This is a genomic window from Pseudomonas sp. LBUM1663, assembly GCF_059695905.1.
This window is the reverse complement of the sequence record NZ_CP166792.1, coordinates 564,137-578,291: the sequence shown is the minus strand read 5'-3', so window position 1 is coordinate 578,291 and position 14,155 is coordinate 564,137. Positions and strand designations below refer to the sequence as shown.

The following is a 14,155-nucleotide window of genomic DNA, read 5'->3' as shown; positions in this document are numbered from 1 at the left end:
AGGTAAACAGATGACTTGTGGCCGTCACACCCCCAAGGATAGACGGCAATTGCAAGGACTCAGCTCAATATGGAGATGGTCCCCAGGTATTTCAAGGCGCGCGGCAGATTGTCGCAATCCAGGCTGTCCAACCAGTGTAAATCAGCCCAGCTGCGCAGCCAGGTGAACTGACGCTTTGCCAATTGGCGCGTGGCAATGATTCCACGCTCCTGCATCTCGGCTTGGGTCAGCTTGCCATCCAGGTAGTCCCAGACTTGTCGGTAGCCTACCGCACGTATAGACGGCAACCCGGAATGCAGGTCACTTCGCTTACGCAGGGCTACGACCTCGTCAATGAATCCCTGTTCCAACATAACTGTGAATCTTTGTTTAATTCGCTCGTGCAGTACCTGGCGATTTGCCGGAGCAATGGCCAAGTTCGCGACAGTATAGGGCAATTGTTGCAGTCCCGAAGCGGCTGCTTCAGTACTTTGCGCACTTTGTCTAAGTCGCAGCTCGGTCATGCTCTGACCGCTGACGCGATAAACTTCCAGCGCTCGACTGACTCGCTGCGGATCGTTCGGATGAATTCGCGCCGCCGAAACCGGATCAACGAGTGCCAATTGTTCATGCAGGGCTTGCCAGCCAAGGCGTGCAGCCTCTTCTTCGATCTGCGCACGGACCTCGGGATCGGCCGCCGGCATTTCTGCCAGTCCTTCGACCAAAGCCTTGTAGTAGAGCATCGTGCCGCCTACAAGCAGCGGAATTTTGCCCCGCGAAGTGATCTCGGCCATCGCCTCAAGCGCATCACGGCGAAAATCAGCCGCCGAATAGCTCTCGGCCGGGTCAAGGATATCGATCAAACGGTGCGGGAATTCCGCCAGCGTTTCTTTCGAAGGCTTGGCGGTGCCGATATCCATACCGCGATAGACCAGCGCCGAATCGACACTGATCAGCTCGCAAGGCAGGACCTTGGTGAGCTCGATGGCCAGATCAGTCTTGCCCGCTGCGGTCGGGCCCATCAGGAAAATCGCAGGTGGGAGCTGGCTCATCAACGACCGCGCAAGAACAGTTTGTCCAGATCGTCCAGGCCCAATTGGGTCCAGGTCGGTCGGCCATGGTTGCATTGACCGCTGCGCTCGGTGTTTTCCATGTCCCGCAGCAGACCATTCATTTCCGGCAGCGCCAGGCGCCGGTTCGCCCGAATCGCGCCGTGGCAGGCCATGGTGCCGAGCAGTTCGTTCAGGTGCGCCTGAATGCGGTCGCTGGTGCCGTATTCCATCAGATCGGCCAGCACATCGCTGACCAAGCGATTGGCTTCCGCCTGCTTGAGCAAGGCTGGAATCTGCCGAATAGCCAGTGTTTCCGGGCCCAGTCGCTGCAGTTCAAAACCAAGACGCTGGAACCACGCGACGTTTTCTTCGGCGCAATCGCCTTCGCGCTCGCTCACCGCTAACGATTCCGGCACCAACAGCGGCTGGCCGCTCAGGCCTTCACTGGCCATGGCGATTTTCAGGCGCTCGTACATGATCCGCTCGTGGGCGGCGTGCATGTCCACCAGCACCAAGCCCTGGGCGTTTTCCGAGAGAATGTAAATGCCTTTGAGCTGCGCCAATGCGTAGCCCAATGGAGGAATATCATCCTGCCCGGCCGGGAGCGCGACGGCATTTGCCTCTGGCAAAGGTGCAAAAAACTCCCGGTACGCCGCCTGGGCTTCAGCCGCTGGCACGCCGGACTGAGGACGCGGCGTGTATTGATACTGATAACCGGCGCCAGCGCCCGAGCCTGCTGTCGTATTGAACGACGGCTGCGCTTGAGGTTGTTCCAGCAAGGCATTGGCCGCCAGGCGCATTTCGCCCTGGGGACCGAACTCACCCGCATCGATACCGGTCGGCCGAACAATCGCCGTCGCCACCGGCGCAGCCAGATGATCATCCGGACGCACATCGCCCAAGGCGCGGTGCAAAGTGCCGTAGAGGAAGTCGTGAACCATGCGCCCGTCACGGAAGCGCACTTCGTGTTTGGTCGGGTGCACGTTGACGTCGACACCGGCCGGATCGACCTCGAAAAACAGCACGAACGTCGGATGCCGACCATTGAACAGCACGTCGCGATACGCCTGACGCACCGCGTGGGCCACCAGCTTGTCACGCACGGCACGGCCGTTCACAAAGAAATACTGCAAATCCGCCTGGCTGCGGTTGAACGTCGGCAACCCGACCCAACCCCACAAATGCAGGCCATTGCGTTCAATTTCGATCGGCAGCGCCTGCTCCAGGAAACCTGAACCGCAAATCGCCGCCACTCGCCGGGCGCGAGCCGCGTCGTCATGGGCTTCGTGCAGGCTGAGGATGGTTTTGCCGTTGTGGCGCAAATGAAACGCCACGTCAAAACGCGCCAGCGCCAGGCGCTTGATCACTTCTTGCAGGTGATCGAATTCGGTTTTTTCAGTCTTGAGGAATTTGCGCCGCGCCGGGGTGTTGAAGAACAAGTCGCGAACTTCAACCGAAGTACCCACCGGATGGGCCGCCGGCTGCACACGAGGCGCCATGTCCCGGCCTTCGGTCTCGACTTGCCAGGCCTGATCGGCATCCTTGGTACGGGACGTCAGGGTCAGACGTGCCACGGAGCTGATCGAGGCGAGTGCTTCGCCGCGAAACCCGAGACTCATGACCTGCTCGAGGTCTTCCAGGTTGCGGATCTTGCTGGTGGCGTGTCGCGCCAAGGCCAGCGGCAAGTCATCGGCCGAAATGCCGCTGCCGTCATCGCGCACCCGCAACAGCTTGACGCCGCCCTGCTCCACATCGACATCGATACGCCGGGCGCCGGAGTCGAGGCTGTTTTCCAGCAACTCCTTGATCACCGACGCCGGACGCTCAACCACCTCACCGGCGGCAATCTGGTTCGCCAGTCGCGGGCTGAGCAGCTCGATGCGAGCCGTGTTGGACAGCACCTGATTCATTCTTTGGACGCCAGTTCTGTGCCGGGAATGGTCAGGGTCTGACCGATTTTCAGCTCGTCGCTTTTCAGGTTATTGGCGCTGCGCAAAGTGGCCGGAGACACTTGGTAACGCACGGCAATCATCGCCAACGTTTCGCCCGGGCTCACCCGGTGGTCGCGCGGGCCTTGAGCGATCTTGCCGGAGTCACGCAGCCAGGCGATATAGGTGCCCGGTGGCGGGTTCTGCTGGAAGAACTGACGCACGCCACTGCTGATCGAACGCGCCAGCGCCTGCTGGTGGTTCGCTGCGGCAAGCTTGGACGCTTCGTTGGCGTTGGAGATGAACCCGGTTTCCACCAGGATCGACGGGATGTCCGGCGACTTCAACACCATGAACCCGGCCTGCTCCACGCGCTGTTTGTGCAGCGGCGTGACGCGACCGATGTTGCTCAAGACTTTTTGGCCAACGTTCAGGCTGGACGTGAGGGATGCGGTCATCGACAAGTCGAGGAGCACGCCCGCGAGCATGCGGTCCTTATCGTCGAGGCTGACGTTGCCGGCACCGCCGATCAAGTCGGAACGGTTTTCGCTATCGGCCAGCCAACGGGCCGTCTCCGAGGTGGCACCGCGATCAGACAGGGCAAACACGGACGCACCGAACGCAGCCGCCGAAGGCGCGGCATCGGCGTGGATCGAGACGAACAAGTCGGCGCCTTTTTTGCGGGCGATTTCAGTACGGCCGCGTAATGGAATGAAGTAGTCGCCGGTACGGGTCAGTTCGGCGCGGAAGCCTTTCATGCCGTTGACCTGGCGTTGCAGTTCGCGGGCGATGGCCAGTACCACGTCTTTTTCACGCTGACCGCGAGAGCCCGAGGCACCCGGGTCTTCGCCGCCGTGACCGGCATCGATGACCACGATGATGTCGCGCTTGCCAGCCGGAGCGGGCGGCAGCTTGACCGGCGGGTCTATCGGGGTGACTGGAACCGGCGCGACCGTCGCAACGTTGGTCGGCGGCGGAATCGGTGCGGCGTCGGCGGCGTTATCGAACAGATCGACCACCAGACGATTGCCGTACTGGGCGTTCGGCGCCAGGGTAAAACTTTTGGGCGTGACGGCTTTTTTCAGGTCGATGACCACGCGCAAGTCGGTCGGCGTGCGTTGAGCCGAGCGCATGGCGGTGATTGGCGTATTCGAAGCATTGACGTTCAGGGGGGCGCCGAGGGTCGCACCATTGATATCGATCACCAGCCGATCCGGGGAGGTCAGGGTGAAAACGCTATGTTGCACCGGCCCGGTCAGGTCGAACACCAACCGCGTGTTGTCCGGCGCCCGCCACAAACGAACGCTGTTGACCTTAGTCTCGGCCACAGCGTCGACGGTCACCGCCAAAAACAACATCCCTACGGCAGCTACCATCGCGCGAAAGCGCATACCAGACCCCATCATTTAATTGGATTCCAATGCCAAAGCGGCACACCACGACTCGCCACGCGAGCCTTGGGACAAAATTTTCAGCGAACGCCCGCTGTCTTGCGGGCTAATGGTAATGGTCAGGTCGGGCTTTGGCAAAAAGCCTGCACCCTTCTGGGGCCATTCGATCAGGCACAGCGCGTCATCTTCGAAGTAGTCGCGGATACCGAGGTACTCCAGCTCTTCCGGGTCGACCAGGCGATAGAGGTCGAAATGGAAGGCCCGGATGTCGCCGATCTCGTAAGGCTCGACTAGGGTGAACGTCGGACTTTTTACCGCCCCGACATGCCCCAGGCCACGGATGATGCCCCGTGAAAGCGTGGTTTTCCCCGCCCCCAGATCGCCTTCCAGAAAAATCAGACCGTGCCCTTGGGTGGTTTGTGCGATGCGTGCGCCAAATGCGGTCATCGCCTCTTCATCGGCCAGGTACAGGGTTACTTCAGACACGGTGCTTGCTCCTCCAACAACTGACGAATGGCTGGGATCAGATCACTGGCCGCCAGCCCACGGCCCGATTTACCTTGTTGCGCGCCGGCATTGGCGTGCAGCCAGACCGCCAGGCAGGCGGCGTCGAATGCGTCCATGGCCTGGGCCATCAATGCGCCGACCAGACCGGCCAACACATCACCCAAACCCGCGGTGGCCATTGCCGGATGGCCCTGATGACACAACGACAGGCGCCCATCGGGGCTGGCGATCAGACTGCCGGCGCCTTTGAGAATCACAACAGCTGTATATTTTTTGCTCAATGCATGCGCCGCCGCCGGGCGATCAGCCTGGACTTCGGCGGCGCTAATCCCCAGCAACCGCGCCGCTTCGCCCGGATGCGGCGTGATCACACAACCCTTGGGCAGGCTCACATGGCTTGAAGCCAGCAAATTCAACGCATCGGCATCCCAGACTTGCGGCAACGGCGCGTTGGCCGCCGCCGACAAAAGACTGCGCCCCCAGGCAGCCTGACCCAGGCCCGGGCCGACCACCAGCACGGAAACTTTTTGCAGCAGTTCCATCAGCTGATTGGCCGACGAAGTGCCCAGCACCATGGCCTCAGGAATTCTCGCCAACGCCGCAGGCACATGTTCACTGCGCGTGGCCACGGACACCATGCCCGCACCACTGCGCAGGGCACTTTGTGCGCTCAGCAGAATGGCGCCGCCAAAGCCACGATCACCGCCGATCAGCAAGACGTGCCCGAATTTGCCTTTATGGGCGGTTGGCGCGCGGCCTGCCAGACGCGGCAAGTTACCGGCTGTCAGGCGAAGGGCATCAATGTCGACTTCGTCAAACGACTCGGCGCTGGCTTGCAAATCGTTGAACACCAGATTGCCGACCACATCCGCCGCGTCGCCCGTGAACAATCCCACCTTCAAGCCAATGAACGTCACGGTCAGATCAGCTCGAACAACCGAGCCCAAAATGCGCCCTGTATCCGCACACAAACCCGAAGGGATATCCACCGCCGCCACCGGCAGGCCACTGGCATTGATTGCGGCAATCGCACTGGCAAAGGGCTCTCGTACCTCGCCGGTCAAACCGGTGCCGAGCAAGGCGTCGAGCACGATCCCACGCAACTCCGACTGCGCAGTGAAGGCTTGAACCGCAATGCCCTCGGACACGGCCTCGGCATGGGCCAGCGCTGCGTCGCCCTGCAAACGCGGGGGATCACCGGCCGCCAACACCCGGACATGCCAACCGGCACGCCGCGCCAGCACCGCCACCAGATACCCGTCGCCTGCGTTATTGCCGTGACCGGCCACCACGCTCAATTCATTCGCCGTTGGCCACTGACGGACCAGCGCACGCCAGGTCGCTCGCGCTGCCCGCTGCATCAATTCGAAGCCCGGCGTGCCGGCCGCGATCAGGTTCGCATCGAGGGCTCGCACGTGCGCGGCGCTGTACAGCGCGTCGGGTAAATCATCTTTAGTGTGCGGCATGCGTCTTCGGGCTCCGATGTCTGGCAGAATTATACGCACCTCAGCCCGGTTTCTCTCGCCTCATGCCCGCTATTACTACAGACCTGCCCGCCCTCGCCCAATCCATCAAGGACTGGGGCCGCGAGCTGGGCTTTCAGCAAGTCGGCATCAGCGGCCTGGACCTGGCCGAGCATGAGCAGCACCTGGAACGCTGGCTGGCGGCCGGCTACCACGGCGAAATGGACTACATGGGCGCCCACGGCAGCAAACGCTCACACCCGGAAGAACTGGTGCCGGGCACGTTGAGGGTAGTTTCCCTGCGCATGGACTACCTGCCGGGCGACACCGAAATGGCCAAACGTCTGGCCCAACCGGAAAAAGCCTACGTATCGCGTTATGCCTTGGGCCGCGATTACCACAAATTGATCCGTAAACGTGTGCAACAACTGGCAGAAAAAATTCAGGCAGTCATCGGGCCGTTCGGCTACCGCGCCTTCGTCGACAGCGCGCCGGTGCTGGAAAAGGCCATCGCGGAAAAGGCCGGCCTGGGCTGGATCGGCAAAAACACCCTGGTCTTGAATCGCAAGGCCGGCAGTTACTTCTTCCTCAGCGAACTCTTTGTCGATCTGCCGCTGCCGGTCGATCCACCGCACAGCACCGAACATTGCGGCCGCTGCACGGCGTGCCTGGACATTTGCCCGACCAACGCCTTCGTCGGCCCATACGTGCTGGACGCCCGGCGCTGCATCTCTTACCTGACCATCGAACTGAAAAGCGCGATCCCCGAAGACTTGCGGCCGTTGATCGGCAATCGGGTATTCGGTTGCGATGATTGCCAGATCGTCTGCCCATGGAACCGCTTCGCCCGCCCGTCCGGCGAAAGCGACTTCAAGCCACGGCATAACCTGGACAACGCCGAATTGGCCGAACTATTCATGTGGGATGAGGACAGGTTCCTCAGCAGCACCGAAGGATCACCGCTGCGCCGTGCCGGTTACGAGCGTTGGTTGCGCAATCTCGCAGTGGGACTAGGGAACGCACCCTCGAGCATTCCGGTGTTGGAAGCCTTGAAGGCGCGCCGCGACTATCCGTCGGAACTGGTACGGGAACACGTCGAGTGGGCGTTGAAGCAACACGCAGAGCGTCAGGCTTCGTCGTTATAAACGAACTTCGGCATTTCCCAGTGGAAACGAATCGCCAGCAACCGCAGCAGGAAGCCGCCAAACAGCGTGATCAGAATCGCCTGTTCGCCGGGTAATTGCAGGTAAATGCAGAGCATGTAGCACCACGCGGCAGCGAACGAGACGCTGGCGTAGAGTTCGCGGCGGAAGATCAGCGGGATGTCGTTGCAGAAGATGTCGCGCAGGATGCCCCCAAACACCCCGGTGATCACGCCACTGACCGAGGCCACCAACATGCCGTGGCCCATTTCCAGGGCCGTCATGCAACCGATCAGGGTGAATGCCACCAGCCCCACAGCGTCAAGCACCAGAAACAACGAGCGCAAGTGACGCATCCAGCGTGCAGCGAAGACGGTGAACATCGCTGCGATCGAGGTCAACACCAGGTATTCCGGGTGTTTGACCCAGGTCAGCGGATAGTGACCGAGCAACACATCACGCACCGAACCGCCGCCGAGCGCCGTGATGCACGCGATCAGCACCACACCAAACCAGTCCATGCCGCGACGGCCGGCAGACAGGGCACCGGTCATGGCTTCGGCGGTGATGGCGATCAGGTAAAGCATCAGCAACATGGTGGCGGTCCTTGCAGAAAGGCGCGCAGTCTAGCCATTTAGTCCCGGCACCAAAAGAGGGCAAGAAAGCATTACACGCAACCTGTGGCGAGGGAGCTTGCTCCCGCCGGAGCGCGCAGCACTCCCCCTGCATTCTTTCAGTCACACCGCATTCGCAGGTTTACGACTGCTGCGCAGCCGAACGGGGATAAATCCCCTCGCCACAAAAGCCCTCACCGCTCTGCATCAAAACTTGATGAAATGCTTGCGGTAGTGCTGCAGCTCGGCGATGGATTCGCGGATGTCGTCCAGAGCCAGGTGGGTGCTACCCTTTTTGAAGCTGTCGCGCACGTCCGGCGCCCAGCGTGCGGCCAGCTCTTTAAGGGTCGACACGTCGAGGTTGCGGTAGTGGAAGAAGCTTTCCAGGGATTTCATGTGGGTATAAAGGAAGCGACGGTCCTGGCAGATGCTGTTGCCACAGATCGGCGACTTGCCCTTCGGCACCCATTGTTCCAGGAAGGCGATGGTCTCGGCTTCGGCTTCGGCCATGCTGATGCGGCTGTCGCGAACTCGTTGGGTCAGGCCCGAACCGCCGTGCTGACGGGTGTTCCACTCGTCCATACCGGCGAGGATCTCGTCGCTGTGGTGGATAGCGATGACCGGTCCTTCGGCCAAGGTGTTCAGGTCACTGTCGGTGACGATGGTGGCCATTTCGATGATGACGTCGGTGTCCGGGTTCAGACCGGTCATTTCCAGGTCGATCCAGATCAGATTCTGCGGGTTTTGCATGTGTCGGCTCCTAGGCAATGCTGCGCAGTTTAGCCTAGGGCGAGGCCCGGGCGTGCTAAACTCGCGGCCGTTTTACATAATCGCTGCATTCTTGATACGGAACACCCATGGCCAAACGCCAACTCAATCGTCGTCAAAACTGGCGCATCGAAAAGATTCAAGGCGAGCGCGCTGCCCGCGCCGCCAAACGCGAGTCCTCGGCTGTCGAGGCACTTGAGGGCGGCGACCTGGGCCCCGAACAGACGGGCCTGGTGATCGCGCACTTCGGTGTGCAGGTCGAAGTCGAAGCGCTTGATGGCGATTTAGCGGGCCAGGTGTTCCGCTGCCATTTGCGCGCCAACCTGCCTGCGCTGGTGACCGGCGATCAGGTGGTGTGGCGTGCCGGCAACCAGGGCATCGGTGTGATCGTGGCGCAACTGCCGCGTAAAACCGAACTCTGCCGTCCGGACAGCCGTGGCCAGCTCAAGCCTGTTGCGGCCAACGTCGACATGATTGTCATCGTCTTCGCCCCGCTGCCCGAGCCTCACGCGAACCTGATCGACCGTTACCTGGTGGCTGCTGAGCACGCCGGTATCCGGCCACTGCTACTGCTCAACAAATTCGACCTGATTGACGAGCAGAACGCCCCCGCGCTGAATGCCTTGCTAGCGGTTTACCGCACGCTGGGTTACCCGGTGCTGGAAGTCTCGGCGCACCACGGCAACGGCATGGAGCAATTGCAGGCACAACTGGACGGGCACATCAGTGTGTTCGTTGGCCAGTCCGGCGTCGGCAAATCCTCGTTGGTCAACACCCTGTTGCCTGAAGTCGAAGCCCGTGTCGGCCCGCTGTCCGAGCTGTCCGGCCAGGGCACCCACACCACCACGACCGCGCGGTTGTTCCACTTCCCCGGTGGCGGTGAGTTGATCGACTCCCCGGGCATCCGCGAATTCGGCCTGGGCCACGTCAGCCGCGCCGATGTCGAAGCCGGTTTCATCGAGTTCAACGACTTGATTGGCACTTGCCGCTTCCGCGACTGCAAGCACGACCGCGAGCCGGGTTGCGCCTTGCTCAAGGCGCTGGAAGAGGGTCGCGTGCAGCAGCAGCGGATGAACAGTTATCGCTCGATCATCGCCAGTTTGCCCGAAACCAGCTACTAAACAGACATTCCAGCCGCCCCGATGCAGACGGGGCGGCGGGTTGTTCGTTGCGACCTGAAAATCCCCCGCCTTTTAAACGTCAGATATCCCTGTAGGGCATTTGCGCGCCTGTTTGAAGGACCCGTCTCTTTAACCGCGCAGACCTTGTTGCGGCCATCCACGTGCATACATTCAAACCCTCTTCGCATTCCGGCGATAACGAGGGACATCCATGCAAACCTACCATTTGTTCATCAGCCATTCGTGGAACTACCCCCACGCCCACGACAACCTCGTGCGGCTGCTCAACGCTAAACCCGGCTTCACGTTCAAAAATTTTTCGGTGCCGCCGGACAACCCGATCATCGGCGCGAAAACCGACAAACAGCTGGAAGAAGCCATCGAAAACAAAATCCGGCCCTGCTCGGCAGTGCTGATCATGGCGGGGATGTATTCGACCTACAGCAAGTGGATCAACAAGGAAATCGAGATCGCCAAACGAATGGGCAAGGTGATCATTGCGGTCAAACCCTTTGGCGCGGAGCGGATTTCTGCCGTAGTGCGCCAGGCCGCACATGCCGAATGCGCCTGGAACACCAACAGCATCATCAGTGCCATTCGCACTCACGCGGCGGGTTGAACCATGCGCAAGGGATTGTTCATCGGGATCAACCATTACGCCCACGTCTCCCCGTTGAGCGGATGCAATAACGACGCGATGGCCATGGCCTCAGTGCTGGAGCGTCACGCCAACGGGCGACCGAACTTCAGCAGCAAGGTGCTGAACTCAGCCGAAGATGACCTTTCGCTGACGGCCATGAAGCAACATATCCAAAGCCTGTTTTCCGGCGATTGTGATGTGGCGCTGCTGTATTTCGCCGGCCATGGCCAGTTCGATACCAGCATCGACGAAGGGCTGCTGATTCCTCAGGACTTTGCACCGGGTGGCGATGGCATTCGCATCAGTGACATATTGAGTTGGGCGGACAACGCCCCCCACATCAAGAACAAAATCATCATCCTCGACTGCTGCCAGGCCGGCGCAGCCGCCGCGATGCGCGGGTTACGCGGAGGCAGCAGCGTCATCGGCGAAGGCATGACCATTCTCACGGCCTGCAAAAAAGATCAGGTTGCACTCGAAGGTCGCGGCCACGGCGTGTTTACCGATCTGCTGCTGCAAGCGCTGCACGGCGGAGCCGCCAACGTATTGGGCAAGGTCACTCCCGGCAGCGTGTATTCATTCGTCGACAATGCGTTGGGCGCGTGGGAACAACGGCCGGTGTTCAAGACCAACGTCTCGCAATTTGTCCCCTTGCGCGAGGTCACGCCACTGATCGCCGAAGAGACCCTGCGCAAACTCAAGGACTGGTTCCCGGAGCCCAGCCATGTCTTTGCACTCGACCCCAGCTACGAACCCACCGAAACATCGTTCGACCCGGACCACGGCGAAGTCTTCGCCCAGCTGCAAAAGTGCAATCGCCACAGCCTGATCGAACCGGTGGACGCAGAGCACATGTACTACGCCGCCATCCACTCCACCGGCTGCCGCCTCACCGCCCTCGGCGCCTATTACCGCGAACTCGCGATCAAGGGACATTTCTGATGCCAGTGTTTATCAGCTACCGCCACACCGACCGCATCCAGGCAATGGCCATCAATGCGCGCCTGAAACTGGCGAATATCAAGACCTATCTCGATGTGCTGGACACAGAATCCCAGCAGACCGACGACATTACCGCCGTCATCACCCGCAACATTACCGAATGCACACACTTGCTGGCGGTGGTCTCGCAGGAGACCGCCATGTCCTGGTGGGTGCCGTTTGAAATCGGTGAAGCGACCATCAGTGATCGCAGGATCTGCTCTTACAAGATCGGGGCCAGCGCGTTGCCGCTGTACCTCGATAAATGGCCGAAGTTGAGTGGTGATACCGATCTCGACTTTTTCATCGATGCGTACCGCAAAGAGGCCATGCTGGAGCGCTCGACAGGAATAGAGTCCTTCAGTGAATCCGCTCGAGGCACCTACAAGAGTAATGCCGACCTGTTCCACGACCAGCTCAAAAACCGCATTCGTCGCGGTTACTGACAGGCACAAAAAAGCCGCGATGATCTCGCGGCTTTTTTGTGGATCACTGCTTCGGCGGCTCCACCGGTTTCGGTGCCGGGTCTTCGAATGGGTCATTGAATTAGTATCTCTTGGCAGCCATTATAATTTTTCAACTATCCAAGGAGCAGGGAGATGTCGAGTTTTGCAAAAGGCGACGTTGTGGTACTTAAAAGTGGCGGACCGAACATGACGATTAAACATGTTGAAGAAGATTTGGGAGATGGCATTGGCGTTCAGCTCACATGTTCATGGTTCGACAAGTCCAAAGTGTTGCAGCACGCAACATTTGGCGTTGAGATGGTAGAAGAGCCTTCTGGTCCACCGATACCATTTTTTGTCTGATTAGTTACATGCATCGAACAGCCCTCCTGAATATTTAACAGTTCTGGGGGCTGTCTAGTTTGCATATAAGTCAGGGCTTGATGAACTGACCGACGGGCGCGAGGTATTGAGAAAGGCAAATATTGGAGTGATGCTCATCACGTCCGGCACCGAAAGCCATTCTCAGAACCTTGTCATATTTTTCTGCAGCAACAAGAGCCTGAGCTTGTATGAGCTTCGTACTGATATGCGCGAAACCGTATATTCGAATTGCTTTCAGAATGATCGACTCCACACATTCCACGCGCTGGAAAAGTATCTGCTTGGCTCTATCCGACCCCGACATCAAGATACCAACAAGTGCGCGCTTGTCGCCTGTGGTAAATGAGTAAGACTGTTGATTTTGGTAGAGGGAAAAGGCATGCATCAACAGCAAAAGCTCTCCATCGTCGATGCTGTCGATTTGAAGCAGTTCATCCATGAAATCCAAATCTTCATCGGCTGCGCCGAGCACGCGGCATGACTGGACGAGATTACAAAGTCGATCGTAAGATTGGTAGCTACCGACACGCCTGGATACGCACTTTTCAACGTCATTTAAGTAGAGAGAATGCTTGGCACTATCTAAAACGTAGCAATCACCTAGCCCGCACTGAAAAACGGTCAAAGCCTCATCAATCAAGTCACATTGAGCAAGTTTTACTAATATGTCGTTGTCGGTGAGGAGAATCATTTATGCGATAAGCTTCCGCAGTAAATGCTCGCTGTCGTGCTTTAGGTTTCCATGCAACTGCCGAAAAACAAAGTCTGATACCAATGATTGGTCGGTGCTTTCTCCAGCAATGAGATTTGCCGCAGAGACACACAAAGGGAAAAGTCGCTTGTTGTTATGGGCACAATTTAAAACGATATGTGTAGGATCGATCTTATGATCTTTCCCATACTGCACTGCTTGCCGTGCCAGCACGGGCGCTTTGATCAAGTGCTGAAGTATTAGATTGCCATGAGCATTCCCAGTCAATAACTGGATAGCGAACTGGTCCGCTGCAAGTTCATCGGCGTCTTTGTCCTGATCATCGTCTTTTTTGATTTCATCATCAACAATCGTTCCATTTGCGCCGACATGCCCCAAGGCGATATGCCCAAGCTCATGTGCCAAATGGAAAAGCAAGAAACCGCTTTTTCGGTTGTTAGAAAGAACGATCGATGGCCTGCCATTGATCGCCATGGCAATGCCGTCCATTTTTCGACCGAGCAAAGGCGTAGCCAAATGAATGACAGGGATGCCAATGCTCCAGCAATAGTCGAGCAACGCAGGCAAGCCCACCCAAGGAGCCCCTGACGAAAGCAGGTACTCGCGAATCGCCAGAGCATCCGGCGGCGGGGGGACGAATTGAGTATCCAGCGCAGAAAGCGCAAGGCGCGAGGCACTGCGAGCCAAGGCAACCGCAAGATTCACATCTGCTTCAGAGGTTTTGGCAGACTTTTTGAATCGCTTATCTGCCGGTAAGTCGAACTCAATCCGAGGAGGCGTCTCACTGAAAGGACGCATACGCAGACTTAATGCTTTGGCCAAATAAACCTTGGCTTGCTGCACACCTGACGGTGACGCTTCTACCTCATCTGTCCACCAGTCAGGCAGCAGAAGAGCGAGCTTTCTTTTCGAAATGCCCTGCTTGTCTAAGGCGGAGTAAAGGTTCTGAACTGTTGTCATAGATCCCTCCTCCCTAGAATGGCATCACATGAAATGGGTAGCTCAAGCAGTAGACATCATGTCTTGC

At 58.8% G+C, this 14,155-nt stretch carries 15 protein-coding genes; 6 read left to right on the top strand and 9 right to left on the bottom strand.

Going from position 1 to position 14,155, the window contains the following annotated elements; genetic code table 11:
* Positions 1–59 precede the first annotated feature (59 nt).
* The 5 genes from miaA to ACA075_RS02575 are packed head-to-tail and all read right to left on the bottom strand — an operon-like array spanning position 60 to position 6,323.
* The gene (gene miaA / locus ACA075_RS02595) at positions 60–1,031 is read right to left on the bottom strand and encodes a tRNA (adenosine(37)-N6)-dimethylallyltransferase MiaA (RefSeq protein WP_497299194.1); all 972 of its coding nucleotides are present in this window, start codon (positions 1,029–1,031) and stop codon (positions 60–62) included.
* Positions 1,031–2,929: a DNA mismatch repair endonuclease MutL gene (gene mutL / locus ACA075_RS02590; protein WP_497299193.1), complete on the bottom strand. Its 1,899-nt coding sequence runs from the start codon at positions 2,927–2,929 to the stop codon at positions 1,031–1,033. The genes miaA and mutL overlap by 1 nt, the downstream gene beginning before the upstream one ends.
* Positions 2,930–2,937: 8 nt before the next feature.
* Entirely contained in the window at positions 2,938–4,317 is a 1,380-nt protein-coding gene (locus tag ACA075_RS02585) for an N-acetylmuramoyl-L-alanine amidase (protein WP_497299192.1), read from the bottom strand.
* A gap of 48 nt (positions 4,318–4,365) precedes the next feature.
* Entirely contained in the window at positions 4,366–4,836 is a 471-nt protein-coding gene (gene tsaE, locus ACA075_RS02580; protein ID WP_077750238.1) for a tRNA (adenosine(37)-N6)-threonylcarbamoyltransferase complex ATPase subunit type 1 TsaE, read from the bottom strand.
* On the bottom strand, positions 4,824–6,323 hold the full coding sequence (locus ACA075_RS02575) for an NAD(P)H-hydrate dehydratase (RefSeq protein ID WP_497297161.1): 1,500 nt from the start codon (positions 6,321–6,323) through the stop codon (positions 4,824–4,826). The genes tsaE and ACA075_RS02575 overlap by 13 nt, the downstream gene beginning before the upstream one ends.
* 62 nt (positions 6,324–6,385) lie before the next feature.
* Here ACA075_RS02575 and queG point away from each other — a divergent pair, with 62 nt between their 5' ends.
* Positions 6,386–7,465, top strand: coding sequence for a tRNA epoxyqueuosine(34) reductase QueG (gene queG / locus ACA075_RS02570; RefSeq protein ID WP_497297160.1), 1,080 nt, complete (start codon positions 6,386–6,388; stop codon positions 7,463–7,465).
* Here queG and ACA075_RS02565 read toward each other — a convergent pair.
* Together ACA075_RS02565 and orn are read right to left on the bottom strand one after the other, a co-directional pair.
* The gene (locus ACA075_RS02565; RefSeq protein WP_007945604.1) at positions 7,447–8,058 is read right to left on the bottom strand and encodes a trimeric intracellular cation channel family protein; all 612 of its coding nucleotides are present in this window, start codon (positions 8,056–8,058) and stop codon (positions 7,447–7,449) included. The two genes, queG and ACA075_RS02565, sit on opposite strands and share 19 nt — an antisense overlap.
* A 225-nt stretch (positions 8,059–8,283) precedes the next feature.
* Entirely contained in the window at positions 8,284–8,826 is a 543-nt protein-coding gene (gene orn / locus ACA075_RS02560; protein WP_056746367.1) for an oligoribonuclease, read from the bottom strand.
* A gap of 107 nt (positions 8,827–8,933) precedes the next feature.
* Between orn and rsgA the strand changes: the two genes are divergently transcribed.
* The 5 genes from rsgA to ACA075_RS02535 all read left to right on the top strand — a co-directional run bounded on the left by rsgA (position 8,934) and on the right by ACA075_RS02535 (position 12,395).
* Positions 8,934–9,965 (top strand): small ribosomal subunit biogenesis GTPase RsgA, encoded by a 1,032-nt coding sequence (gene rsgA / locus ACA075_RS02555; RefSeq protein WP_074873186.1) that lies wholly within the window; start codon positions 8,934–8,936, stop codon positions 9,963–9,965.
* Between the two features lie 211 nt (positions 9,966–10,176).
* Positions 10,177–10,584, top strand: a complete 408-nt coding sequence (locus ACA075_RS02550; protein ID WP_497297159.1) for a TIR domain-containing protein — start codon at positions 10,177–10,179, stop codon at positions 10,582–10,584.
* Positions 10,585–10,587: 3 nt separating this feature from the next.
* A complete protein-coding gene (locus ACA075_RS02545; RefSeq protein ID WP_497297158.1) occupies positions 10,588–11,547 on the top strand; it encodes a caspase family protein in 960 nt (319 codons plus the stop codon).
* The gene (locus tag ACA075_RS02540; protein ID WP_497297157.1) at positions 11,547–12,032 is read left to right on the top strand and encodes a toll/interleukin-1 receptor domain-containing protein; all 486 of its coding nucleotides are present in this window, start codon (positions 11,547–11,549) and stop codon (positions 12,030–12,032) included. The genes ACA075_RS02545 and ACA075_RS02540 overlap by 1 nt, the downstream gene beginning before the upstream one ends.
* A gap of 153 nt (positions 12,033–12,185) precedes the next feature.
* On the top strand, positions 12,186–12,395 hold the full coding sequence (locus ACA075_RS02535; protein ID WP_497297156.1) for a DUF2158 domain-containing protein: 210 nt from the start codon (positions 12,186–12,188) through the stop codon (positions 12,393–12,395).
* Positions 12,396–12,465: 70 nt separating this feature from the next.
* Here the strand turns inward: ACA075_RS02535 and ACA075_RS02530 are convergent, their stop codons facing one another.
* Entirely contained in the window at positions 12,466–13,107 is a 642-nt protein-coding gene (locus ACA075_RS02530; protein ID WP_497297155.1) for a hypothetical protein, read from the bottom strand.
* The gene (locus ACA075_RS02525; protein ID WP_497297154.1) at positions 13,108–14,088 is read right to left on the bottom strand and encodes an ImmA/IrrE family metallo-endopeptidase; all 981 of its coding nucleotides are present in this window, start codon (positions 14,086–14,088) and stop codon (positions 13,108–13,110) included. It lies immediately after the preceding gene.
* Positions 14,089–14,155 lie beyond the last annotated feature (67 nt).